The 24255-nt window shown below is 71.4% G+C and carries 25 protein-coding genes; 15 read left to right on the forward strand and 10 right to left on the reverse strand.

Translation table 11 applies throughout. The annotated features are described in order from the left end of the window. Window positions 1-126 precede the first annotated feature (126 nt). The gene (locus H1D24_RS39665) at window positions 127-1356 is read left to right on the forward strand and encodes a glycoside hydrolase family 6 protein (RefSeq protein WP_181662630.1); all 1230 of its coding nucleotides are present in this window, start codon (window positions 127-129) and stop codon (window positions 1354-1356) included. A gap of 11 nt (window positions 1357-1367) precedes the next feature. Here H1D24_RS39665 and H1D24_RS39670 read toward each other — a convergent pair whose 3' ends face one another. Continuing rightward, window positions 1368-1814: an SRPBCC family protein gene (locus H1D24_RS39670; RefSeq protein ID WP_181662631.1), complete on the reverse strand. Its 447-nt coding sequence runs from the start codon at window positions 1812-1814 to the stop codon at window positions 1368-1370. A gap of 230 nt (window positions 1815-2044) precedes the next feature. Here H1D24_RS39670 and mptB point away from each other — a divergent pair, with 230 nt between their 5' ends. After that, entirely contained in the window at window positions 2045-3481 is a 1437-nt protein-coding gene (gene mptB, locus H1D24_RS39675) for a polyprenol phosphomannose-dependent alpha 1,6 mannosyltransferase MptB (RefSeq protein WP_181662632.1), read from the forward strand. 56 nt (window positions 3482-3537) lie between these two features. After that, entirely contained in the window at window positions 3538-4860 is a 1323-nt protein-coding gene (locus H1D24_RS39680) for a glycosyltransferase 87 family protein (protein ID WP_181662660.1), read from the forward strand. 124 nt (window positions 4861-4984) lie between these two features. Here the strand turns inward: H1D24_RS39680 and H1D24_RS39685 are convergent, their stop codons facing one another. From H1D24_RS39685 to H1D24_RS39700, 4 genes are all read right to left on the reverse strand, one after another. Continuing rightward, window positions 4985-6199, reverse strand: coding sequence for an RNA-guided endonuclease InsQ/TnpB family protein (locus tag H1D24_RS39685; RefSeq protein ID WP_181662633.1), 1215 nt, complete (start codon window positions 6197-6199; stop codon window positions 4985-4987). A gap of 107 nt (window positions 6200-6306) precedes the next feature. Next, on the reverse strand, window positions 6307-6522 hold the full coding sequence (locus tag H1D24_RS39690) for a hypothetical protein (protein WP_181662664.1): 216 nt from the start codon (window positions 6520-6522) through the stop codon (window positions 6307-6309). 19 nt (window positions 6523-6541) lie between these two features. Beyond that, a complete protein-coding gene (locus tag H1D24_RS39695; RefSeq protein ID WP_374064713.1) occupies window positions 6542-8074 on the reverse strand; it encodes an FAD-dependent oxidoreductase in 1533 nt (510 codons plus the stop codon). 54 nt (window positions 8075-8128) lie between these two features. Then, window positions 8129-8299 carry a DUF5670 family protein gene (locus H1D24_RS39700; RefSeq protein WP_181662634.1) on the reverse strand — a complete coding sequence of 57 codons (171 nt, stop codon included), beginning with the start codon at window positions 8297-8299 and terminating at the stop codon, window positions 8129-8131. 313 nt (window positions 8300-8612) lie between these two features. Between H1D24_RS39700 and H1D24_RS39705 the strand changes: the two genes are divergently transcribed. Both H1D24_RS39705 and H1D24_RS39710 read left to right on the forward strand, forming a co-directional pair. Beyond that, window positions 8613-8972 carry an STAS domain-containing protein gene (locus H1D24_RS39705; protein WP_181662635.1) on the forward strand — a complete coding sequence of 120 codons (360 nt, stop codon included), beginning with the start codon at window positions 8613-8615 and terminating at the stop codon, window positions 8970-8972. A 97-nt stretch (window positions 8973-9069) separates the two neighbouring features. Beyond that, on the forward strand, window positions 9070-9537 hold the full coding sequence (locus H1D24_RS39710; protein ID WP_181662636.1) for an ATP-binding protein: 468 nt from the start codon (window positions 9070-9072) through the stop codon (window positions 9535-9537). Here the strand turns inward: H1D24_RS39710 and H1D24_RS39715 are convergent. Then, on the reverse strand, window positions 9491-10513 hold the full coding sequence (locus H1D24_RS39715; protein WP_181662637.1) for a SigB/SigF/SigG family RNA polymerase sigma factor: 1023 nt from the start codon (window positions 10511-10513) through the stop codon (window positions 9491-9493). The genes H1D24_RS39710 and H1D24_RS39715 overlap by 47 nt on opposite strands. Window positions 10514-10832: 319 nt before the next feature. Between H1D24_RS39715 and H1D24_RS39720 the strand changes: the two genes are divergently transcribed. Then, window positions 10833-13742, forward strand: coding sequence for a HAMP domain-containing protein (locus tag H1D24_RS39720; RefSeq protein WP_181662638.1), 2910 nt, complete (start codon window positions 10833-10835; stop codon window positions 13740-13742). A gap of 63 nt (window positions 13743-13805) precedes the next feature. On the opposite strand, the gene H1D24_RS43310 is transcribed toward H1D24_RS39720, so the two are convergent. Continuing rightward, the gene (locus H1D24_RS43310; protein WP_258564699.1) at window positions 13806-16793 is read right to left on the reverse strand and encodes a SpoIIE family protein phosphatase; all 2988 of its coding nucleotides are present in this window, start codon (window positions 16791-16793) and stop codon (window positions 13806-13808) included. Window positions 16794-17342: 549 nt separating this feature from the next. Continuing rightward, window positions 17343-17555 carry a DUF6381 family protein gene (locus tag H1D24_RS39735; protein WP_181662640.1) on the reverse strand — a complete coding sequence of 71 codons (213 nt, stop codon included), beginning with the start codon at window positions 17553-17555 and terminating at the stop codon, window positions 17343-17345. 203 nt (window positions 17556-17758) lie between these two features. On the opposite strand from H1D24_RS39735, the gene H1D24_RS39740 reads away from it, so the two are divergent. The 8 genes from H1D24_RS39740 (at window position 17759) to H1D24_RS39775 (ending at window position 22729) form a co-directional block, all read left to right on the forward strand. Beyond that, window positions 17759-18295 (forward strand): type 1 glutamine amidotransferase domain-containing protein, encoded by a 537-nt coding sequence (locus H1D24_RS39740; RefSeq protein ID WP_181662641.1) that lies wholly within the window; start codon window positions 17759-17761, stop codon window positions 18293-18295. A 45-nt stretch (window positions 18296-18340) separates the two neighbouring features. Then, the gene (locus tag H1D24_RS39745) at window positions 18341-18529 is read left to right on the forward strand and encodes a hypothetical protein (protein WP_181662642.1); all 189 of its coding nucleotides are present in this window, start codon (window positions 18341-18343) and stop codon (window positions 18527-18529) included. 145 nt (window positions 18530-18674) lie between these two features. Then, the gene (locus tag H1D24_RS39750; RefSeq protein WP_181662643.1) at window positions 18675-18899 is read left to right on the forward strand and encodes a hypothetical protein; all 225 of its coding nucleotides are present in this window, start codon (window positions 18675-18677) and stop codon (window positions 18897-18899) included. Window positions 18900-18977: 78 nt separating this feature from the next. Then, a complete protein-coding gene (locus H1D24_RS39755; protein WP_181662644.1) occupies window positions 18978-19697 on the forward strand; it encodes a DNA polymerase ligase N-terminal domain-containing protein in 720 nt (239 codons plus the stop codon). Further along, window positions 19694-20776, forward strand: coding sequence for a non-homologous end-joining DNA ligase (ligD, locus tag H1D24_RS39760; protein WP_374064716.1), 1083 nt, complete (start codon window positions 19694-19696; stop codon window positions 20774-20776). Before H1D24_RS39755 ends, ligD begins: the two co-directional genes overlap by 4 nt. Before the next feature lie 435 nt (window positions 20777-21211). Continuing rightward, window positions 21212-21430 (forward strand): DUF5133 domain-containing protein, encoded by a 219-nt coding sequence (locus H1D24_RS39765; RefSeq protein ID WP_181662646.1) that lies wholly within the window; start codon window positions 21212-21214, stop codon window positions 21428-21430. Between the two features lie 55 nt (window positions 21431-21485). Continuing rightward, window positions 21486-22451 carry an LLM class F420-dependent oxidoreductase gene (locus tag H1D24_RS39770; RefSeq protein WP_181662647.1) on the forward strand — a complete coding sequence of 322 codons (966 nt, stop codon included), beginning with the start codon at window positions 21486-21488 and terminating at the stop codon, window positions 22449-22451. A gap of 50 nt (window positions 22452-22501) precedes the next feature. Further along, entirely contained in the window at window positions 22502-22729 is a 228-nt protein-coding gene (locus H1D24_RS39775) for a DUF6480 family protein (protein ID WP_181662648.1), read from the forward strand. Between the two features lie 180 nt (window positions 22730-22909). Here the strand turns inward: H1D24_RS39775 and H1D24_RS39780 are convergent, their stop codons facing one another. Next, window positions 22910-23362: a DUF6098 family protein gene (locus tag H1D24_RS39780; protein WP_181662649.1), complete on the reverse strand. Its 453-nt coding sequence runs from the start codon at window positions 23360-23362 to the stop codon at window positions 22910-22912. Between the two features lie 205 nt (window positions 23363-23567). Continuing rightward, a complete protein-coding gene (locus H1D24_RS39785) occupies window positions 23568-23699 on the reverse strand; it encodes a hypothetical protein (protein ID WP_181662662.1) in 132 nt (43 codons plus the stop codon). 230 nt (window positions 23700-23929) lie between these two features. On the opposite strand from H1D24_RS39785, the gene H1D24_RS44320 reads away from it, so the two are divergent. Then, window positions 23930-24013, forward strand: coding sequence for a putative leader peptide (locus H1D24_RS44320; RefSeq protein WP_359709980.1), 84 nt, complete (start codon window positions 23930-23932; stop codon window positions 24011-24013). Window positions 24014-24255 lie beyond the last annotated feature (242 nt).

Below are 24255 nucleotides of genomic sequence, written 5' to 3' on the forward strand. Positions count from 1 at the left end.
CGGTACACCTCGTGAACCTCATTTGATGCACCCGTATTGACGCGCGCATGCCCCTCACCGGAACCTCGTGTGGGAGCGCTCCCGCAAGTCCCGCGTGACCGTTGCGAAACAGGAGTCAACCCCAACATGAGACCCATCAGACGTACGAGATACGTCCCGGCCGCACTGGCCGCCCTCTCGGCCGTCCTGGCCGCCGTGCTGACCGGACCGGTCGCCGCCGCACCGGCCGCAGCGGCCGAACCGGCGTCCACAGCGGCCGAACCGGCAGCCGAATCCCGGGGCCCCCGCCTCTATGTGCCGGACGCCAACCCCGACGCCTACCTCCAGGCCCTGGACCTCGCCCGCGACGGCCGCCACCGCGAGGCGGCGGGCATCGTGGCGATGGCCAACACCCCGCAGGCGGTCTGGTACGGAGACCAGAGCCCGGCCGAGGTGGAGAAGCTCGCGCGCGACGTCGTGCGCGACGCCGACCGCGACGACGCGACCCCCGTGTTCGCGCTCTACAACGTCCCCGGACGCGACTGCTCCAACTACTCGGCGGGCGGCGCCTCGAACACCGCCGAGTACAAGGCGTGGATCGACGCTGTCGCACGGGGCATCGGCGGTCACCGGGCCATCGTGGTCCTCGAACCGGACTCGCTGGCCCTCGTGCCCGCCGACTGCGGCCAGGACGACGCACAGGGCACCCTGACCGCCGCCCGGTACACCGAGGTCAACTACGCCGTGGACAAGCTCGAACCGCTGTCCGGCACCCGGGTGTACCTGGACACCGGCCATCCGGGCTGGCACTCGGTGAACTCCATCGTGCCGCGCCTGCTCAGGGGCGGCGTCGCCCGCGCCACCGGCTTCTTCACCAACGCCTCCAACTACAACACCGACGACGCCAACTCCTGGTACGGCAAGCTGATCTCGTCCTGCCTCGCCCATGTCGAAGCGGGCGGGGACAGTGCCGCGTGCCCCAACCAGTCGTGGTCGCGCGCGGACGCGCAGGCGTGGCTCGACGAGAACGTGGACACGCCCGCATCCCGTATGAAGCACTTCGTCACGGACTCCAGCCGCAACGGCCAGGGGCCCTGGACCCCGCCCGCCGGCAAGTACACGGACCCGCAGGACTGGTGCAACCCGCCCGACCGGGGCCTCGGCGCCCGCCCCACCCTGCGCACCGGCGACCCCCTCCAGGACGCCCGGCTGTGGATCAAGATCCCGGGCGAGTCGGACGGCCTGTGCCTGCGCGGGACGGCAGGTCCGGAGGACCCGGAGCGCGAGATGGTCGCCCCGCGCGCGGGGGGCTGGTTCCGCGAACAGGCCCTGGAGCTGGTGCGGTTCGCGAATCCGCCGTTGCTGCCGGAGGAGTGATTCCCCGCTGATCAGGGGCGCCGCAGCAGGTCGTCCGCCGCCCGGCCGAACAGCAGGCGCCCCGCCGCGGCCAGTGATGGGTCGAGGAACGGCGGAAGCCATCGCACCCGCAGCTCCTCGAGCCAGACGACCCGGGAACCCGCCCCGCTCCGGTGGACCTCGATCTCGGCCCAGCCCGTGACGAACGTGCCGCGCTTGTCCAGGCGGCAGCGGGCGGGCCGGTCGGGGTGATCGGCGTCCGGAGGCTGCCAGACCGTCACCTGCATCGGGTCGTCGAACGCGGCCGGTCCGATGCAGGTGCGGGCCACGAAGAGGGTGCCTTCGTGGGTCGGCGGGGGTGTGGTGACGGTGACGCGGGTCAGCGGGACCACGTCCGCATGGCGTTTCCAGTCGGTGAGGCGGCGCCATGCCTCGGCGGGGGAGTGGGGCGAAAGCCGTTCGATGCGGATGAGGGCCATTGCGTGATCGTAGGCGTGGGGTCGTGCGACGCCGGGCAGCCGGCGGGCCGCCCGGTGCGCTCGTCGGCGGCCCGGCTTTCGGCCGCACCGGGGTCTGCTGAACCGCCTCGCCCGTGCGCAGGTGTGCCCCCGGCCGGTCCCCGTCTCCGTAAGACGCCGGACATGTCGCGGTCTCCGAACGGAGAGGTGTGGGCCGTCTCGTGGTCACCCGACGTTGTAAGGCTGCCCGGGTGCCGCTCGTACCCGCCTCCGTCGACTTCCGCCGTTGCCGGTTGCTGGGACTGATCGGTTCTGCCGCCCTCGCGGCCGGTGGTACGACGGCCGGGGCGCTGCCGATCCGTGATGTGCTGTCCCCGTCGGCGGCGGGCGCGGCGCTGGGGCTGGTCGGCGTGTACTTCGGCGTCGTCCTGCTGATCGCCGCATGGGCGCTGCTGGGGCGGGAGATACGCGGTCCCGAGCCGCCGGCTCCCCGCTCTCTGCTGCTGGTGCTCGCCCTGTGGGCCGCCCCGCTGGTGGTGGCGCCTCCCCTGTTCAGCCGGGACGTGTACAGCTATCTCGCGCAGGGCGCGATGGTGGACGCGCACATCGACGTGTACGCGTACGGGCCCGCCCGGCTCGGCGGGCCGCTGGTGTCCGAGGTGGCGCCGATCTGGCGGCACACCGGGGCCCCTTACGGGCCGGTCTTCCTGTCCCTGGCCAAGGTCACGGCCGATCTGACCCGGACCGAGGTGTCCGCCGGTGTGCTGGGCATGCGGTTCGTCGCGCTGCTGGGGGTGGCGCTGATGGCGGCCGCGCTGCCCAGGCTGGCCCGGCACTGCGGTACCGACCCGGCCGCCGCGCTGTGGCTCGGGGCGCTCAACCCGCTGGTCCTGCTGCATCTCGTGGCAGGGGCGCACAACGACGCGGTCATGCTGGGGCTGCTCGGTGTCGGGCTGGTGGCCGCGAGCGGGCGGTGGCACCTCCTGGGCGCCGTCCTCGTGACGCTCGCCGCCCTGGTCAAGGCGCCGGCGGCGCTGGGCCTGCTGGCCGTGGTCGCCCTGCGGGCGCGTGGCCGCACCGGGCGGCACCGGGTACTGCGGGCCGCGCTGACGACCGCGGCGGCCGCGCTCACGACGACGGTCGTCGCGACGGCCGTCGCCGGTACGGGATACGGCTGGATCGGGGCGCTGAAGACCCCCGTGTCACCGCAGAACTGGGCCCTCACCAGCGTGCTCGGCCGCGTCACCGGTGATCTCCTGCACCACGCCGGCAGCGACCTCGCCCCCTTGGCCGCACCGGCCTGGCACGGGATCGGCATCGCCGCAACGCTGGTCGCAGTGCTCGTCATATGGCTGCGCCGCCCGCGGCCCGCCCCCGTCTACGCCGTCGGGCTGAGCCTGGCCGCCATCGCCGTCCTCGGACCGGCGATCCGGCCCTGGTACGTCCTGTGGGGGCTGTTCCTCATCGCGGCTGCGGCGCCCAGCAGTTCCGTACGGCGACGGGTGGCCGCCGTCAGCGGAGTGCTGGCGCTGGCGGCCCTGCCGAGCGGCGGCCCCGTCGACACCCAGCAGTTGGCGCTGGCCGTGTCCGGGGGCGCGCTCGCGGTGGTCGTCCTCTGGCAGGTCCACCAGTCCACGCGGCAACCGGCCGGGCTGCCCGGGCCCCGCGAGCCGGAACCGTCCGTATGAGCACGCGCAGACAGGACGACACCCTCGACATGCAGGCCGGACAGGACAGCCTCGAGATGCGGGCGGGCAAGCAGATCGGTGCGTCGCGGGTGCGCGGTCGGGACGCCTTCAGACCCCGGGCGCCGCGCACGGAGAGCGGGCGCCGGCTGATGGTGCTGGTGCTCGCCACCGCCGTCGGGGTCTTCCTCGCCACCGTGCCCCTGCACCGCGACTGGTTCGACCTGCGCGTCTACTACGGCGCCGTCGGCCAATGGGTCCACCACGGCGGCGGCATCTACGACTACCGGGTCCCGGGCACCACGTACGGCTTCACGTATCCGCCGTTCGCCGCGGTCACCATGCTGCCCATGGCGCTGCTCGGCCTGCGTACCGCCATCGCGGTCGGGCTGCTGCTCAACATCGCCGCGGCCCTGGCCGTGCTGTACGTACTGGCGGCGCCGGTCCTGCGACGGCACGGCGGACACGGGTGGTTCGGCTTCGCGGTCCTGGGGTGTCTGCTGGCGCTGTTCGAGCCGGTGCGGGACACGTTCAGCTTCGGGCAGGTCAATCTGCTGCTGCTGGCCCTCGTCCTGGGTGACGCCTGGCTGCTGGCCGGCGCGGCCCGCGGGCGCGCGCGATGGGCGGGCGTCGGCATCGGACTCGCTGCGGCCGTCAAGCTCACGCCCGCGCTCTTCATCGGCCTGCTCCTGCTGGCCCGGCGGCCCCGCGCCGCCGCCGTCGCGACGGGCGTCGCCGCCGGTGGGACGGCGCTCGCCGCGTGGGCCGCGCCCGACGCCTCCCGCTTCTACTGGACCGAGGCCCTGCGCGACACCGACCGCATCGGGCAGCTCGCCTACGTGTCCAACCAGTCGCTGCAGGGCGTCCTCGCCCGCCTCGCCCAGCCCGCCGAACCGGACCGCGTCGTCTGGGCGTCGGCCGTGGTGGCGGTCCTGTGCCTATGGGCCTGGCGCGCGTCCCGCGCAATGCGCAGCGGCGACACGATGGCCGCCTTCGCCCTGACCGGCCTCGCCGCCTGCCTGGTCAGCCCGATCACCTGGGTACACCACCTCGTCTGGCTGCTGCCGGCCCTCGCGGTCCTCGCCGACGCGGGACTGCGGCACGCTCCCGCCACCGGCGCCCGGCGCCGGCTCCTCGCCACGGCGGGCACGGTGTACGCGGTGTTGTGCAGCAGCGTGGTGTGGCTCTGGTACGACGACGCGTCCGGCGTCGACGGCTTCCTCGGCAGCAACACCTATGTGTGGATCACGCTGGGGCTGCTGCTGTGGCTCCCGATGCGCGGGCGGGCCGTGGCCGCGGCGTCCGTACCGGACGGCCGGGCCCTGGACGACTACCGGGACCGCCGGGCCCCGGGCGACTGCCAGGATGCGCGGGAGAGGTAAGGAGGGCCAAGACGACCGGAACGGCGTCGAGTTCACCGCTGCGGAAATTCTCCTCGAACATCTGTTGACTTGCTCCTCGTGCTGAAGCCCGGGGATTCTGGCCTTCCGGTCCGGGACTGTGCCGCTACGCGGCACTGGCTCCGGTTCGGATTCCATGGCTTCCTGCTTCACCGCGCTGTGCCGGAACACGTTCCGGTCTTACCTGCGCTCCACAGGCTGAAGCCGCCAGTCCGGCGGCCTTGATGTTCTTCGCGGCATTGTGGTCCCGGTCGTGGACCGTTCCGCACGCGGGACAGGTCCACTCCCGCACATGCAGGGGCTTGGGCCCGTCCTTGATCCCGCAGGCGGAGCACACCTGGCTGGTGGGCTCGAACCGGCCGATCTTCACAAATGTGCGGCCATAGCGTGCCGCTTTGTACTCGAGCATTGCCACGAACGCGGACCAGCCCGCGTCATGGACACTCTTGCCCAGCCTGGTACGTGCCAACGCTCGCACCGCCAGGTCCTCCACCGCGACCGCTTGGTTCTCGCGGATCAGTTTCGTGGAGAGCTGGTGGTGGAACTCGCGGCGCGCGTCGGCCACCCTGGCGTGCGCGCGGGCCACCTTCAGGCGGGCCTTCTCCCGGTTCTTCGAGCCCTTCTGCTTGCGGGACAGCTCCCGTTGGGCCTTCTTTAGCTTCTTCTCCGCCCGGCGCAGGAACCGCGGTGAGTCGACCTTCGTGCCGTCGGACAGGACCGCGAAGTGGTTCAGCCCCAGATCGACCCCGACCGTTTGGTCCGTGTCGGGCATCCGCGCCAGGTCGGCGTCCGGGTCTGTCTCGATGACGAAGGAAGCGAAGAACCGCCCCGCCGCGTCCCGGATCACGGTGACGCTGGACGGGATCGAGGGCAGGGCCCGCGACCAGCGCACCCGCACCTCGCCGATCTTCGGCAGCAGCAGCCGCCCATTCTCGGTGATCTTCCAGCGGGCGTTGCGGGTGAACCGGATCGCCTGCTGGGCATCCCTGCGGGACTTGAAGCGCGGCGCGCCCACCCGCGCCCCAGTACGCGCGCCCTTCAGGGAGGCGAAGAAGTTCCGGTAGGCGCTTTCCACATCCCGCAGCGACTGCTGCAGCACCACCGCCGACACCTCGCCCAGCCAGTGCCGCTCAGGGGTCTTCTTCGCCTCGGTGATCAGCGTCTTCGACAGCGACGCCGCGGTGGGAAACGCCTCCCCCGCCGCCCGCTCCCGCGCCGCGATCGCGTCGTTGTACACCACCCGCGCGCACCCGAACGCCCTGGCCAGCGCGGTGCGCTGACCCGGACCCGGGTCGAGGCGGAAGGCATAACGAAGCTGCATGACCCGGACGCTAACACCGGCCACTGACAGCCCGGGACGCCTCAGCCAAATCCAGCTCCGCTGGAACGATTCGGCGACGCTCTCCCGTCGCCACGTTCCCATTCGCTTCACCACCGGCGCGAACGCCGATGCAGTGCGAATCCCCGGTAGCGCTGGCCGTGCTGCTGGCCCATGCGCAGGGTCAGGCCCTTGTTCATTGTGGCTCCGAGCGGGACCTTGTCGAGCACGCCGCCGAAGACGCCGAGGATCGAGACGGTTTGTGCGGCACGCGTAGATGGCTTCGCGTAGGGCGATTGCGCCGCGGCGGCTGATACGTGACTCATGTGCCGCGCACCGAGCCACTCAGACGTCGCGTCTGTCGAGCGGCCGGTTCGCGGGTCCTTCGAGCACCTCGCCGTCGACACTGAAGCGGGAGCCGTGACAGGGGCAGTCCCAGGACCGTTCCGCGGAGTTGAAGCCGACGAAGCAGCCGAGGTGCGTGCATCGCGGGGACACGCCGTGCAGCGCCCCGTCCTCGTCGCGGTACACCGCGCAGCGCCGCCCGCCGTGCTGCACCACGCCGCCGCTGCCAGGAGCGATGTCGTCGACGGACTGGATGGTCACCGAGCTCAGCCGGTCGCCGATGAAGTGGCGGCCGGTCTCCAGCTGGTGCCGGATGAAGGCCGGTGCCTCGCGCAGCAGGCTCCGCATCCGGCGCGGGTCGTACAGGCCCGCCCACGGGGGCCGTTGGCCGGTGACGAGGTCAGCGAGGAGCCGGCCGGCCATGATCCCGCCGCTCATTCCCCATCCGCCGAACCCGGTCGCCACGTACACATGCGCGGCGCCGGGATGCAGAGGTCCGACCAGCGCCACGGTGTCCGTGGGGTCGCTGTCCTGCGCCGCCCAGCGGTGGGTGATCTCCACGCCGGGGAAACGCTCATGCGTCCAGTCGGCCAGGTTCCGGAAGCGCTGATCCGTGTCGCCCGTCCCGGGCCTGGCGAGCTCGCCGGTGACGATCAGCAGCCGCTGCCCGTCGCCATAGGGGGCCGTGCGTACTGAACGGGTGTTGTCCTCCTGCGTGATGTACATGCCGCCGGGGTCCCGGTCGGGCGCAAGCGGCCCTGCCACGACGAGATCGCGATGGGCCGAGAGGCGGCCGAAGAGCAACGCCCGGTCGAAGACGGGGTAGTGGGTGGCGACGACGACGTCCCAGGCGGTGACCGTCACCCCCGACTCGGTCCCGAGCAGGCACGGAGCGCCCTCGTCGAGGCGCAGGACGCGGGTCCCCTCGTAGATCTTCCCGCCGTGTGCCAGGAGGTCCCGTTCCAGCGCCAGCAGGTACTTTCGGGGATGGAACTGCGCCTGGTCCTCGACCCTGACGGCGCCCGCGACCGGGTACGGCAGGCCGGTCTCGGTGACGAAGGACGCGTCGAGGCCCGCCTCCCGGGCGGCGTCCGCCTCGGCCCGTATCCCGTCCAGCCGCTCCGGGTCCTCGCAGTACGTGAACGCGGGGACCCGCTCCAGATCGCAGTCGGCGCCGAGCTCGTCCGCGACCGCCACGGCGTGCTCGATCGCGTCGGACTGTGAACGCGCGTACAGTCGCGCCCCGTCCGGGCCCCGCGTGTGGCGCAGGTGGTCGTACATCAGGGTGTGCAGTGCCGTCAGTTTCGCCGTCGTATGGCCGGTGACGCCCGCGGCGACGCGGGACGCCTCCAGGACCACCACGCTCCGCCCCTTGCGGGCGAGCTCCCAGGCCGTGCAGAGCCCGGCGATGCCGGCCCCGACCACGGCCACGTCCGCCTCGGTGGCCTCGGTGAGCGGAGGATGGGAGGGGAACTCGGCCGAGGCCATCCAGTACGACTCGTACACGCCGGGAAGGGCCGCAGTCATAGCCATGGCTGCCGGGTCCCCAGGAACGTCCGGCTGAAGCGTCGATACATCCTGCTCCGCCTACCAGCGATACCAGCGCGTCCGTCCGCCCCCAGGGCCCGTACGGGTCGAGAAGAATCCGATGATCCACACGATCAGCAGGATCAGGGCGATCCACCACAGGACATCCACGGCGAATCCGGCTCCGAAGAGGATCAGGATCACCAGGAGCACCAAGAGCAGCGGGATCATGTCAAGCACCTCCTGACCTTCCGACTGCCCGAAAAATCCCGTTTTACTGCTGTCGGGGCTCTCTTGATCGGTTCCTGTTCGCGTCTCGCGTCTCACGTGTTGTTCGCGTCTGGTTCGTGACGGCACCGGCCTGTCGAGCCATGTGCCAAGGCGTGCCGCATGCTCATACTGGCGTTCTGGTCGGGGTTTACGTGGTCCCGATGTCCTGACCGGAGCACGGCAGAATGGCGCGAGGCGGGGTTATTCACCGCATCTCCGACAAAACGAGGAGAGTCTGCATGATGTCCGGGGTGACGGGAAGCCGGAGGGTGGAGTGACCGGCGGCGCACGCCTCACCGTCGATGTCAGGGTCAAGGGCGACGTCCTGGTCCTGACTGTCAGTGGTGAGCTCGACCACGACTCGGCCGGCGAACTGCGCGACGCACTGACGGAGGGCCTGAGCACGGCCGCCACACGCATCGTGGTGGACTGCAAGGACATGACGTTCTGCGACTCCACAGGCTTGAACGTCCTGCTGCACGGGCGGCTCGACGCGCAGGACGCCGGTGTCGGACTGGAGCTTGCAGCCCTTCGCCCGCCGGTTGCCCGCATGTTCGACATCACCGGAGCCGGCGCTGTCTTCCGGTTGTACGGCAGCCTCGACGAGGCGCTGATCGGTCGGCCGCAGGAGTGACGTGGCCCGGAGAGCGACCGAGATCGGCGAGCAACGGTGCTCGGCGAGTGACCAGCGCAGGCAGGAGTGACGGACCGCAGCTATGACGGAGCGCGCCATGATCGACGGACTCCCCGCGCAGGGGCAGACCCGCCGGCTCGCCCTGTACGGCACCAAGGGCGTGGTCGGCCGGTGCCGGGACTTCTGCCGGGCGTGTCTCCTGGACTGGCGGTGGCTGCCCGCAGGGGACGAGGACGGCCAGGCCGTGGTCGACGATGTCCTGCTCCTCGTGTCCGAGCTGGTCACCAACGCTTGCCTGCACGCCGGCGGGCCGCAGGAGCTGATGCTGAACTACACCCCGGAACGGCTGCGTATCGAGGTCACCGACGCCAGCCCCGTCCCGCCGCGTCCGCGGCCCAGGGGGCCCGCGGGGCGTCCCGGCGGCAACGGACTCGTCGTGGTGGAACGGCTGGCGCGCACCTGGGGATCCACGCGGCGGGGAGCCGGCAAGGCCGTATGGATCGAGGTGGCGCCACCGCTCAGCGTGCCGCGGACTGCGTCGCGGGTGCCGGGGGCGCGGGCGTGACCGCTGCCTCGGTGGTCTCATCCGGGTCCGGGGCGGAGTCCGGTTCCGGCTCCGGTCCTGGCTCCGGTTCGGGGTCCTCCAGCAGCCCCGTCCGCAGTACGTCCAGGGTGCGGGCCAGCAGCCGGGAGACGTGCATCTGGGAGATGCCGAGCCGGGCACCGATCTCCGACTGGGTGAGCTCGTCGCAGAACCGCAGCGACAGGATGAGCCGCTCCCGCTCGGGAAGTGTGGCTATCAGCGGCTTCAGCGACTCCAGGCATTCGACGACATCGAGCGCCGGGTCCTCCTCGCCCAGCTGGTGGGTCGCCCTGCTGCTGGGCTCGTCGTTCTCCACCGGGGCGTCCAGCGAGCGCGCCGCGTAGACGTTCGCCGCCTGGCGGCCCTCCTCGAGCTCGTCCTCGCTGATGCCCAGGCCCTCGGCGAGCTCCGCCGCCGTGGGGGCGCGACCCAGCTGCTGCTCCAGGGTGTCGACCGCCTTGGCGATGTCGATCCTCAGCTCCTGCAGCCGGCGCGGCACCCTGACCGCCCAGCTGGTGTCACGGAAGAAACGCTTGATCTCGCCGACGATCGTGGGCAGTGCGAAGGAGCGGAACTCGACCTCGCGCTGCACGTCGAAGCGGTCTATGGCCTTGATCAGACCGATCGTCCCGACCTGGACGATGTCCTCCATGGACTCCCTGCGGTTGCGGAACCGGGTCGCCGCGTACTTCACCAGGCTGAGGTTCAGTTCGACGAGGGTGTTGCGCACGTACGAGTACTCGGGTGTGCCCTCCTCCAGCGTGCGGAGCCGCTTGAAGAGCGAGGACGACAGTGCCCGTGCGTCCATCGCGCCGATGGTCCTCAGGTCCGGTATCTCCGGCAGACCGGGCAGGGCCGCGCGCACGGCCGCCGGCGGTGCCGCCGACGGGGCTGTCGGCGGGGCCTCGGCCGGGGGGTCTGTGTCATGGGTACGGACGGGGCGAGTGAGCGGGGACATGGGCGCTCCTTCGACGGATGGCGGGCGCTGCCCGCTGAGGCGGACCGTCGGTCTCCCCGCACGGCACTTTACCGCCTGGTGCGATTTAACGCATTTGTTCCATTTCGTGCTATTCCAAGTCTGACGGCTCATTGCCGTTGCCGCTTGTCGTGGGCCGCTTGTCGCAGGGGGCGCAGGGGCTGTCCGGAGGGCCTGACCAGGAAGCCGTCCGGCACCACTCCACCTGGGACGGTGACGTGCGACAGTGGGGACATGGCCGCCCCTCGCCCGCCCGGCGAGAGGCTCCTCTGGCCCGGACGCCGGTTGCGCGAGGTCAGCGATGAAAGAGTCATCCTCAGTCCGCACTTTCGAAGGCACCGAGCGCCCGCCGGTGCAGCTCAGTGAAGAGGGGCTCCGCAAACTGCTCGCCGGGCTCACGGCGGTCCGTGACGGCGACTTCTCCACGCGCCTGCCCGACGATGCCGAGGGGCTCCTCGGCGAGATCGCGGGCGTCTACAACCGCATGATCGACCAGCTGGCCCTCGTCACGTCCGAAGTCACCCGCGTGGCCAGCGAGGTCGGCGGACAGGGCCTGCTCGGGGGCCATGCCCGGGTGCCGAGGGCCGGCGGCGTCTGGCAGGAGCTCACCACCGGCGTCAACACGATGGCCGACAACCTGACGTCCCAGGTGCGCTCGATCGCCCAGGTCGCCACGGCCGTCGCCCGCGGCGACCTGACACAGAAGATCCGGGTGGACGCCCGCGGCGAGATCCTCGAACTCAAGGAGACCATCAACAGGATGGTCGACCAGCTGTCGTCGTTCGCCGAGGAGGTCACCCGCGTCGCCCGCGAGGTCGGCACCGAGGGCAACCTCGGCGGACAGGCCACCGTACGCGGCGTGTCGGGCACCTGGCAGGACCTGACCGACAACGTCAACTCCATGGCGGACAACCTCACCAACCAGGTGCGCAACATCGCCCAGGTCACCACCGCCGTCGCCCAGGGCGATCTGAGCCGCAAGATCGATGTCGACGCCCGCGGCGAGATCCTGCAGCTCAAGACCACCATCAACACGATGGTCGACCAGCTGTCGTCGTTCGCCGCAGAGGTCACCCGGGTCGCCCGAGAGGTCGGCCGCGAGGGCAGGCTCGGCGGCCAGGCCGAGGTGGAGGACGTCTCCGGCACCTGGCGGCGGCTCACCCAGAACGTCAACGAACTCGCCGGCAACCTCACGCGCCAGGTGCGTGCCATCGCCGAGGTCACCAGCGCGGTCGCCCAGGGCGATCTGACGCGCTCCATCACGGTCGAGGCACCCGGCGAGGTCGGCGACCTCAAGGACAACATCAACTCCATGGTCGAGTCCCTGCGCGCCACCACCCGCGCCAACGAGGAGCAGGACTGGCTCAAGACCAACCTCGCGCGGGTCTCCGGACTCCTCCAGGGCACCCGCGACGTCACGGCCGCCGCCCGGCTCATCATGGACGAGGTGCCGCCGCTGGTCTCCGCCCAGTACGGCGCGTTCTTCCTCGCCCAGACGGACGCCGACGGCACCCGGCTCGACATGATCGCCTCGTACGGGGCGCCCGACACCGGACCGCGCAGCTTCCGCCTGGGCCAGTCCCTGGTCGGCCAGGCCACGCTGAGCCGCCGCACGATCGCGATCGAGGACGTACCGCCCGGCTACGCCACCATCTCCTCCGGTCTGGGCGACGCCGATCCCGCGGCGCTGCTCGTACTGCCCGTCATCGTCGAGGACCAGGCCATCGGCGCCCTGGAGTTGGGGTCGCTGCACCCCTTCACCGACATCCACCGGGACTTCCTCGACCAGTTCATCGAGACCCTCGGCGTCAATATCAGCTCGCTCACCGCCCACGCCCGCACCGACGAACTCCTCGAGCGCTCCCAGCGGCTCACCGCCGAACTGAGCGTCCGGCAGGAGGAGCTCCAGCGCTCCAACGCCGAACTGGAGGAGAAGGCGGCGCTGCTCGCGGAACGCAACCGCGACATCGAGGCCAAGAACCTCGAGATCGAACGCGCCCGCCAGGAACTCGAGACGCGCGCCCAGCAGCTCTCCCGCACCTCGATGTACAAGTCGGAGTTCCTGGCCAACATGAGCCACGAGCTGCGCACACCGCTCAACAGCCTGCTGATCCTCGCCCAGTTGCTCGCCCAGAACCCCGAGGGCAACCTCACCGACAAGCAGGTCGACTACGCCGAAGTGATCCACTCCGCCGGCTCCGACCTGCTTCAGCTGATCAACGACATCCTCGATCTGTCGAAGGTCGAGGCCGGGAAGATGGCCATCCACCCGACCACTTTTCCGCTGCAGCAGCTGCTGGACTACGTCGATGCGGCCTTCCAGCCCGTGGCCAGCGAACGGGGCCTGGAGTTCCGGGTGGTCACGGCCCGGGACCTGCCCGACGAACTCACCACCGACGAGTCGCGGCTGCGCCAGGTGCTGCGCAATCTGCTGTCCAACGCGCTCAAGTTCACCGAGCAGGGCTGGGTCGAGCTGCGCGTCGACAACGCCGCGGACGACGAGCTGCCGCCTGCCCTGCGCGGCCGTCCCTCGATCGCCTTCCGGGTCACCGACACCGGCATCGGCATCGCCGACGAGCATCTGGAGATCATCTTCGGCGCCTTCCAGCAGGGCGAGGGTCCGACGGCCCGCCGCTACGGCGGCACCGGACTCGGCCTGTCCATCAGCCGGGAGGTCGCCCAGCTCCTCGGCGGTGCGATCACCGCGCACAGCGCGCTCGGCGAGGGCAGCTCCTTCACGCTGTTCCTGCCGGTGAGCAGCGGTCCCGTCGCCGTCCCCGAGAGCGGCGCCGAGGGGCGGGCGCGCGCAGACGGCAGGCAGCACGGCGACGACGTACTGGCCGGACGCCTGGTCCTCGTCGTGGACGACGATCCCCGCAACGTGTTCGCGCTCACCGAGATCCTCGAAGGCGCCGGCATGCGCGTACTCCGGGCCGAGGACGGCCGACGCGGCATCGAGCTGCTGACCGAGCACGACGACGTCGACCTGATCATCATGGACGTGATGATGCCCGGCATGGACGGCTGGTCCGCGACCGCCGCGATCCGGCGGATGCCGCGGTTCGCCGACGTCCCGGTCATCGCGGTCACCGCCAAGGCCATGCCCGGCGACCGGGCCAAGACACTGGCCGCGGGCGCCGACGACCATGTGACGAAGCCCGTGGACGCGGGGGATCTGCTGGCGAGGATCCGGAGCCGGCTCAGTCGGTGAGCCGGGGATCTGCTGGCGAGGATCCGGAGCCGGCTCAGTCGGTGAGCCGACGACGGGTCGCGGTCACAGCACCCGGACCACCACGAGGCTGGTGTCGTCATCCGTGTCGCCGGTCACGGCGCCGAGCAGCCGGTCGGCCTGCTCGTCGATCTCGCCCGGGCCCAGCCGCTCGGCCTCGTGACGCAGCAGCGCCAGGCTCTGGTCGAGCCCCATGTGGTGCGACTCGATGAACCCGTCCGTGTAGAGCACCAGGGTGTCCCCGGGGAGCAGCCGCGTCACCGTCTCCTGGTACTCGGCGCCGGGTACCGCGCCCAGCAGGATGTTCCGTGGCGGATCCAGCAGCTCCGCATGCCCCTCGCGCAGCAGGAGCAGCGGCAGATGGCCCGCGCTCGCCCAGCGCAGCGAGCGCGTGTCCGGGTCGTACAGCGCGCACACCGCCGTGGCGGTGGGCTGCCCGTCGGAGTGCAGCGTGACCTCGTTCAGCCACGCCATCAGCCGGCCGGGGGAGTGCCCGGTGACGGCCAGCCCTCGCAGTGCGTTGCGCAGCGCGACCATGCCGGTCGCGGCGTCGATGCCGTGCCCCGCGATGTCCCCGACCGCCATCAGGACTCCGCCGCTCTCCAGCGGCATCACGTCGTACCAGTCGCCGCCCACCTGGTACTCCTCCGCCGCCGGCCGGTACCGCGCGGCGACCTGCAGGCCCGGCAGCTTATGGAACGTCGGGACCTCCGGGACGATGGCCTGCTGCAGCTCCAGCACCAGCCGGCGGCGGATCGCGGCCTGCGCCTGCACGGTCGTCAGCTGGTCGAAGGTGGCGTTCAGCGCGACCTCCGTGTGGTGCTGTGCGGAGACGTCCTGGTAGATGCCGGTGATACCGGTGAGGACGCCGCACGTCAGGAGGGGCTCGGCGGCGATCCGCACATGCCGCAGCGCGCCGTCGTCGCGGATCACCCGTACGACGGTGTGCGCCCCCTCCTGGCGCCCCGTCAGCGCCAGCAGCAGCTCCTCCAGACGTACCGCGTCCTGGGGATGCAGACGTTCGCCCAGCTGCCGCAGCGGGATCGGGGGGCCACCCCGCGCCACGCCGAAGATCGTGTACGCCTGGTCGCTCCACCGGGACTCGCCGGTGGTGAGGTCGTCCTCGAACGTTGCAACGTTCTCCAGCCGCCGTGCGACCCGTACGACCGCGGGACCCGGGTCCGTGGAGACATGCCAGAGCACGAGCGCGCGGTCGGCGGACAGCGGCAGGACCCGCACGTCGAGCAGGGGCGCCGGAACGCTCGGCCGGTGCCCGGCCGGCAGCCGTACCGCGCGCTGCGGGACCGCGTGCGCGCGGGCGTCCGCGACCAACCGCACCAGCTCGGCGTGGACGGACGGGAAGACCTGCGCCAACGGCCGACCGGCCGGGTCCGGCACCAAGTCCGTGCTGCACAGCGCCGCCTCGTTGAGATGCTCGACGATGACGTCCGAGGTGTCGGGCTCGGTGCGCAGCACCATCGCCGGATGGGTCAGCAGATCGAGGAGACCGCCGAGGACCGGCGGGTCGTCGGGGTCGGGGCCGGCCAGATCGAGCAGCCGCGCGGCGGGCTCCAGCAGACCGTTGACCGCCCTGCACACCGTCTCGTCCAGCTCAGCGGGACCGGGCCAGACCGCCAGCGCAAGCCCGGCGATCAGCCCCGTGCGTCGTAGCGGTACGACGGCCCGGGCCGCGTTCCGGTCCGGCCCCGGGAGGCGCTCGCCGTCCGGCGGGCCGTCGGGCAACCAGCCCGGAGCGCCCGCGGCCAGCGCCCGGTGCAGCGGCCCCGCCGCCTCCGGCGGGAGCCACCGCCAGTGCGAGGCCTCCAGCGGGCTGACCCCCGCGTGCCCCACCAGCTGCAGACAGCCACTCGCGGTACGACGCCACAGCCACACGGCCTGCACACCGAGCGGCCGCAGCCCGCCGTCCAGCAGGGAGTCCGCCACGGCGGCGATACGGTCCTGCGTCTCCGCCACAGCAGCGGCCTGCCGCACCCGCCGCACGGCGTCGCGGCCCCGGCTACCGCTGGCCGTCGCGACGGCGGTCTCGCGAACGGTGACGTCTTCGCGAACGCTCTCGGCGGTGGGTGGCCGGCCGGTGCCCTGTGGGCTGTCCGGACGGCGGTCGTCGTCTTCGCGGACGCTCTCGGCGGTGCGTGGCCGGCCGGTGCCCTGCGGGCTGTCCGGTCGGCGATCGTCGTCAGCCCTGCGCGGTCCGCGCCCGTGCTCTTCTGTGCCGGGACCGCCGGACGTCGCACGAGTTCCGCGGCCGTCCGGTGCTGCGCGTGGTCCGTCGGCGTCCTTGGCCGTGGCCGGTTCACCGGCGGGCGCCGGCCCGCGAGCGGCGCCGGCTGTGCCCGGCCCTTGTACGCCGTTCGGCGGACCCGGTCCACGCCCGGCTTGGGTTGTGCCTGGTCCGCCGACGTCCCTGGCCGTGGCTGTTCGCCCGGATGCGGTGGTATCCGGTTCGCGTAGGTCCTCCGCGTCGCCTGGACCGCCAGCGCTCTGCGGCGTAGCAGATCCGTCAATGCCTCGCGGCGGGCTCGGTCCGCGAGCGTCGTCCGTCGTGCGTGGTCCGTCGGCGCCCTTCGTGATGCCCGCGCCGTCTTCCACCGGTGCTGCTGTGCTGCCCTCTGCCTGCGCGTCCGGTGCGGCACCGGAGGGTACGTCCGCGCGGTCGCCCGCCGCGGCCCCTGTCGCCTCACCCCCGTAGTCGTGTTCAGCCCCGGCAATGATGGCGTCCGGGTGCCCGGCGACCACGGTTCCCGCTGCGGCGTTGACGACATCCGCTGCCAGGTCATCCAGGCTCAGACCTGCCGATCCTGCGAGCCGCGACAGATGGTCGGTGGCGTCCGACGGGGACAGGGCCAGCTGGGCCACGAGGATGCCGGCCGCCAGGTCCAGCAGATGGCGGCGCGCGAGCTCGGCGCGGAGGGCGTTCACCTCGGCGGTGAGAGCGGTGACGGCCGCGGCCAGATCGTCCCGTCCCGCATCAGACCCTCGGGACGGCCCCTGCTCGCGAACGGGAGGGATCATGATTTCTCCGGCTTCCGGCTTTTCGGGAGGGCCGTGGGCACCTCGGTCGCTCCAGCCGGGCGCCTCGGATTCTACTCGGGCCCGGCTCGCACAGCAGTGCCCCTCGCACAGCAGTGCCCCTCGCGCGGCAGTGCCGCCCACAGCAGTGCCCGATGATTGAGCGGCCTCCGCCGGGGCAGCGGCAGGGACGAAGGGTTGCAGCGGGCCGGTGCATAAGCAGCCGACTACTCCTGTGGCCCGGAATGGACGCGCCGGTACGCGCTCGGGGGCGCGTCGCCGCGTACTCCTGGCGCACCCGGTGCGGAGGGAGGCAGCAGCCCATGACCGGCGCAGTCCCGCCGGACCCCGACATCTCGCCCGTCCCGCGGCCGGGCCCGCGCCCCGACGAGCCGGGGCCGAAGCCGGGTCCGGGCCCTCGGCCCGACCCGCGGCCCGATCCGGGCCCGGAGCCCCGGCCTCGTCCGGGACCGCCGCGGCCACCGGACGCGTGAGAGCGCAGTACGAACACGGACGGTCCGGTACCAACCCTCCGGATCAGGTTCAGGCCGCCTACTCCGGGTACTCCTCGCGGACGTCACCGATTTCCTGCTCTGGTTCGTGGCGCAGGGCGGGCTCGCTCTGGTCCTGCAGCTTCTTCGCCTCGTGGCGCAGCCGCTCGGCCTCCGCGGGGTCGGTCGAGCGCTGCGCCCGCTGCATCAGCTGCTCGGCCTTGTCGCGCAGGTGCTCTGCGCGGACGCGTGCGGACTCTGACTGGCCGTTCATGACGGGTCCTTCGACGTGGTGCGGTCAGTGGGCGGCTGCCCCCGCGCCCCTGGCGCAAACGCCCGTGTGAAGCGCCCGTGTGAAGTGCCCGTGTGAAAGGCCTGCCCAGGGGAAATCGGTCCGGGTACACCCGGACGTATAGGTCCCTGCACGTATGCAATAAGCGCAAAAGGCCGAAATAGGTACGTAAAGGTGGGATGACCGTGAAGGTCGCATTTCTCATGGCCCCCGAAGGTGTCGAGCAGATCGAGCTGACCGAACCGTGGCAGGCCGTCATCGACGCCGGAGGCACGCCGAAGCTGATCTCGACCAGGTCCGGAAAGATCCAGGCCTTCCACCACCTCGACAAGGGCGACACGTTCCCGGTGGACCAGACGGTCGCCGACAGTGCGGTGGAGGACTTCGACGGACTCGTACTGCCGGGCGGCGTCGCCAACCCCGACTTCCTGCGGATGGACCCCAAGGCCGTGGCGTTCGTGAAGGGCTTCGTGGAGGCGGGCAAGCCCGTCGCGGCCATCTGCCACGCGCCCTGGACCCTGGTCGAGGCCGATGTCCTGCGCGGCAGGACGGTGACGTCCTGGCCCAGTCTGCGGACCGACATCCGCAACGCCGGTGCCACCTGGGTCGACGAGGAGGTCAAGGTCTGCGACGCCGGGCCGGCCAAGCTGATCACCAGCCGTAAGCCGGACGATCTCAAGGCGTTCTGCACGACCTTCACCCAGGAGTTCGGCGGCGGCTGACCGCCGGCACCGGGCCCATGTCGAGGACAGGAAGGAGCAGCAGTCATGGCGAACCGCCGCCGCGAGGGTCCAGGCCCCGTCCCCACCCAGCCGGAACCGATCCCGCACGACCCGGAGCCGCCCGGTCCGGAACTTCCCGACCGTGCGCCTCCGGACGAACACCCGCCGCCCGATCCGGGCCCCGGGCCGCACACGGGACCGAACGAGGAACCGGTCCCCGAACCGCCCGACTGACCAGAGACCCGCGTGACCACATACCTGCGCCTCGGCGATCTGCAATCTGTATCTGCACCTGGCTGCATCTGTCTGCGTCTGTGCAGTCGCATCGCGTCCGGGGCCGCTCAGGCCTGCCCGGCCCCGTCCTGGGTACCCGGCAGCCATGCGCAAGACTCCGCAGCGCCCCGCGAGGCGCAAGAAGGCAGCGACCCGGACCGCCACGGAGGAGTTCCTCGAGGAGGTCAAACAGACCGCTCACGAGGAGGACACCGACACAGCGCCCGCCGGCGGCGGGTCCGGCGACCCGATCACCCCAAGCCGGCAGGCCAACAAGAACACGGCTGAGGGGCACCCCTCGAACCCGGACGAGTCGTCGCGGCCGCAGTGACCGCGTGGCCGGACCGGCGTCCCGTACGGACCGCGAGGGCGCTGGAAGGAGCCAGGCGTGGCCGGAAAGGAGCCAGGCGTGGGCGACAACGACGCGCTGAAGACCTACCGCGCCAAGCGCCACTTCGGCCGGACCAAGGAGCCGCGCGGGGACGCCGCCCGGCAGCAGGGCGGCGAACGGGCCCGCTTCGTGGTCCAGATCCACGACGCGAGACGGATGCACTTCGACTTCCGGCTCGAGGCGGACGGTGTGCTCAAGTCGTGGTCGGTGCCGAAAGGGCCCTCCAACGACCCGGAGGACAAGCGGCTCGCGGTGCCCACCGAGGACCATCCGCTCGAGTATCTCGATTTCGAGGGCGCGATCCCGAAGGGCGAGTACGGGGGCGGCACGGTCATCGTGTGGGACCGGGGCACGTACCGGCCGCTCAGCCATGACCGCCGCGGCCGGCCCGTGCCGTTCGACGAGGCTCTGCGACGCGGCCATGCCACCTTCTGGCTGGACGGCGAGAAACTGCACGGCGGATACGCGCTCACCCGCTTCCGCGGCGGCGACGGGGACCCGGACGACGAGGCATGGCTGCTGGTGAAGACCGCCGACGGGCGCGCCCACCCCGGCGACCACGGCACGTCGGCGCCGCGCCGTGCCCGATCGGCCCTGACCGGCCGTACGCTCCGCCAGGTCGCAGAGTCGGACGAGCCTGAAGAATCCCCTGTGGGCCAGGTGTCCACCGAGGCAGGTCAGCACGGCTCGGTACGCACCCCGGACGTGGCCAACCCCCGCCGAAGCCACCGCACATGAGCGACCGTGGGCGGCCAATGAGTGACCGCAGCGACCACAGTGACCAAAGGGACCAAAGTGGCCTCCTGGACACTGTGCCCGCCGACCAGCGCCGACTCCTGGCAGAGGCCCGCCCCGGTGCGGAACTCGCCGCCCGCCCCATGCTGGCCACGCTCAGCGACCGCCGGGACTTCCCGGAAGGCCGCTGGGTCTTCGAGCGGAAGCTGGACGGCGTGCGCCTCCTCGCCGTACGTGAGGAGGGCCGCGTCACCCTGCTCTCCCGGACCGGCAGGCGCCTCAACGCCACCTATCCCGAGGTCGCCGAGGCGCTCGCCGCGCAGGAGCGCACGGACTTCACCGTCGACGGCGAGATCGTGGCATTCGACCACGGCCGCACGGACTTCGCGCGCCTCCAGAAACGGATGCAGCTCACCAACCGCCGCCAGATCGAGGCCACCGGCGTCGCGGTGACCTACTTCGTCTTCGACCTGCTGCGGCTCGACGGAACCGACACCCGGCGCCTGCCCCTGCGCACCCGCAAGTCCCTGCTGCGGCGGGCGCTCACCTTCCAGCCCCCACTGCGGTTCACCCCCCATCGCAACCAGAACGGCGTGGACGGCGCGGACCTGCTGGCCCACGCCTGCGGCCGCGGCTGGGAGGGCCTGATCGCCAAGCGTGCGGACGGCCCGTATGTGCCCAGCCGGTCCACGGACTGGCTCAAGCTCAAGTGCGCCCAGGGTCAGGAGTTCGTGATCGGCGGGTTCACCGAACCGGCAGGCAGCCGCGTCGGGTTCGGGGCCCTGCTGATCGGTTACTACGACACGCAGCGGCGCCTGCGCCATGCAGGCAAGGTCGGCACCGGTTACGACCGCAGAACCCTCCTCGACGTACCCGCGCGTCTCGACGAACTGGCCACCTCACGTTCGCCGTTCAGTGATCCGGTGCGCGAGCGCGCCGTGCACTGGGTCGAGCCGAGGCTGGTCGCGCAGATCGCGTTCACCGAGTGGACCCGCGACGGCATGCTGCGGCACCCGCGCTTCCTCGGCCTGCGCACCGACAAGTCGCCGGCCGAGGTGGTTCGGGAGCGGCCCGCCGCGTAAGCCCGGGCTCGCCCCGGCCGTCGGCCCGCCTGGGGAGCCCTTGGCGGCCGACCGCCGGCGGCACCGTGCGTCGTGGGTTGTGCCCGCCCTCCCCAGCTACCTCCCCCAGACTCCGTCCGGGAGGTGCCCCCAGCAGGTGCCCCCGGCCCTGCTGAACGTCTGTCCACAACGTGCGACCCGCGGTGCGAGATTGCGCTTCGACCGCCGTGGGCACTTGTTTCCAGTACGAGGCCGGGACCCGCCGGTACCCCCGGGGGGCGTGCCGCCCAGGCCGGCACGGCGTCCCGCGGAATAGTAAAAGCCCAGGTCAAAAGCCCAGGTCAAACACGCCTCGGAGCGCCAGTCGGGAGTCGGCTGGCGCACTTCAGTGACAGGCTGCACCATCTTGGGAGCGGGTGCCGACCCCAACCGGCACCGGCGAGAAAGGGGCGTCTCATGCCTCTCATCGACTTCCACGTTCTGCGTGAACTCGTCGCCGAACACGACAGGCTCACCGCCGGGCTGTTGCTGGCCTCCGGGACACCGGAGGGGCGCCGTCGGCTGGAGGACCTGCAATACACGGTCTGCGTGTACACCGGCGTCCGCGACCCCCAGCGGGCCCTGACCCACGCACGCAGACTCCTGGCCGACCGGGCGCGGCGCGCGGAGGCATAGCCGGGCGGGGGCGCCCCGTCCGTTTCCCGGGACCCGGTCCGGGAACTCGCCCGACATGGTGCATTTCGGATACACGATGATGACCGAGCAGGCAGGCCCCCGAGAGCTCGTCGAGCATGTGGTGAGGGCCGAGGAGGCGGGTTTCGAGTTCTCCGTCACCTCGGACCACTACTTTCCGTGGCTCGAGACGCAGGGGCACTCCCCGTACGCCTGGAGCGTGCTCGGGGCTGCTGCTCAGGCGACCTCGCGGATTCCGCTGATGACCTACGTGACCTGCCCCACGATGCGCTACCACCCGGCCGTGGTGGCGCAGAAGGCCGCGACGATGCAGCTGCTGTCCGGCGGGCGTTTCCGGCTCGGGCTGGGCTCCGGAGAAAACCTCAACGAGCATGTCGTCGGCGGGGGCTGGCCCGTCGCCGACGTCCGGCAGGAGATGCTCGCCGAGGCGGTCGGGATCATCCGGGACCTCTTCTCGGGCGGCTACGTCAACCACCACGGCGAGCACTTCGACGTCGAGTCCGCCAAGCTCTGGGACCTTCCCGACGAGCCCCCCGACATCGGTATCGCGGTCTCAGGCGAGCAGTCCTGCCGGCTGGCCGGAGCCCTCGCCGACCTGGTGATCGCGGTCGAACCGAAGGCAGAGCTGCTGGACGCCTTCGACAGGTACGGCGGCGCCGGCAAGCCGCGCATCGGCCAGCTGCCGGTCTGTTACGACCAGGACCGGGACGCGGCCGTCGAGCGGGCGCACCGGCAGTTCCGCTGGTTCGGCGGCGGCTGGAAGGTGAACGCCGAACTACCCGGCCCGGAGTCCTTCGACTCCGCGACGACGTACGTGCGGCCCGAGGACGTCGCGGAATCCATCCCCTGCGGGGACGAGGTGGACGCGTTCGTCGAGGCCGTACGGCCCTACAAGGAAGCGGGCTTCACGGATGTCGCCCTCGTTCAGATCGGTGGCGCATCCCAGATGCCGTATCTGGACTGGGCGCAGAAGGAACTGCTGCCCGCCCTCCGCGAACTGTGACGCCTCGCGAGTGCGAACGCGACACGCACGGTGTGAAAGGAGCACCGGAGATGACGACGTCCAACCACGATCCGCGGCTCACGCCCGGACAGAAGGGCGGCGGAGGCGTGCCGCCTGAGGAGACCCCGCCGGCCGAGGAGAGCATTCACGGTATCGCCTACCCCGAACCGGTCGAGCTGCGCAAAGCCTGGGGCGCCCTTCCCGCCGTACTGATCATCGCCGTCGCCGTGCTGATCGCCATCGGTCTGATCGGCATGGTGGTGTCGCTGTCGCTGTAGGGCGCTGACTTCGGCAGCCCGCCGGGAGGCCTCAGCGCCGCAGCACGGCGAGGCGACGCTCCACGGGGCGTACGGGCGGAGCCGCCCGGACGGCCGGTCGGACACGGCGCTGGCCTCCGGGCGGTCGGACACCGCCCTGGCCCTCCGGGTGGTCGGACATGGCCCTGGCCCTCCGGGCGGCTACCGCCGCATCGGGCCCCACTGGCCGTCCTGTCCGGCTGCCTTCCCCACCTCGTCCTTCGCCTCGTCGATCACCTGCAGGCCGATCCAGCCCACCGGGCGGACGTTGCAGACGAGCGGCTCGTTGTCGGGCCCACGGGCCACCTCGTCACCGGTCAGCACCCACGGGCGGACCTCGCCCTCCTTGTCCCAGCGCAGATGCGAGTAGTCGTACAGGCGTCGCGCCACCCACAGGCGCAGGGGCCGATCGCCCCACCAGTCCTCCGCCACAAGGCAGTTCACGGACAGGCCCGGCATCGGGACCCCGGTCAGTTCGTCGGTGCTGTTCTCGCTCTGGAGGTCCTTGGCCGGACCGGTGGACCACCGCACGTACAGATGCCGGGCGGCCACCAGATCGCACAGTTCGTCGAGGGACCCCACCGTCGGCAGGTCGTCGCCGCTGTTGCTCGTCATGGGGCGTGCCTCCTCCGTCAGCGCTCTCACCAGCCCATCACCGGTCACTTCGAGCTGCATGTCGGAGCGGCTGTGCGGCTTGCCCGGGTGCGGCGCACGGCCGCAGATCTCCGTCCCCGCCCGTGACCGCCCGCGCGCGATGGGTACGCACAGGCAGCCGCCCAGGGGCGGCACGGGTCAGGGACGGGAACGGGGAACCGCCGGTTCAGACGCCCGCCGGAAAGCGCTCCCAGACACGGTGCTTGGCGAGCAGGCCGATGACCTGCTGCAGCGCACCGCTGCTGTCCTCACCGACCATCACGCCGGGAGCCTGGACGGGAATGCCGGCCGCGAGCAGGTGTTCACCACCTGGTTGTTCATCAGATTACAAAAGCCGCGAATCGGTGCATAGCGACTCTCGGACCGCCACGGGCCCCTGGGTACCCACGAAGCGGCCTCCGAAGCGACGGCGCTGCACGCAAACGGGCAGTCGGCCGGCGGGGCCCGGAATCCCGTTCCTCGATACGGCAGGTCCAGTACTCGAGACACCATTGACCGGTCCCTGACGGGATGGCTAGCTTCATTCGCATGTCGCGTTCAGTCATGCTCACCACGCGCGGTCACATCGACCTGCTGCGGGTGGCCTCCGCCGCCTGTCGTCGCGGCTGCTGACGCCCTTTCACTCTCCGGCTTCGCCTTCCAGGCCTCCGTCCGCTCGGGTCCCGGCCCGGGTTCGGGCTTCTGCCTGATTGCGCATCTGCCCCCTCGGGCTTCCGTCCGTTCGGGGCTCTGCCCTCCGGGCTGCCGACCTTCGCATCTCCTGCTCACTGTCGCCGCAGCGCACCCGCGGTGCCCCCGACGCGTATCGACACACATATCCGATGACGCGTCAGAGCGCCTCTGGTGACTCGTGT

The organism is Streptomyces himalayensis subsp. himalayensis, from assembly GCF_013778455.1.
Taxonomy (GTDB): Bacteria; Actinomycetota; Actinomycetes; order Streptomycetales; family Streptomycetaceae; genus Streptomyces; species Streptomyces himalayensis.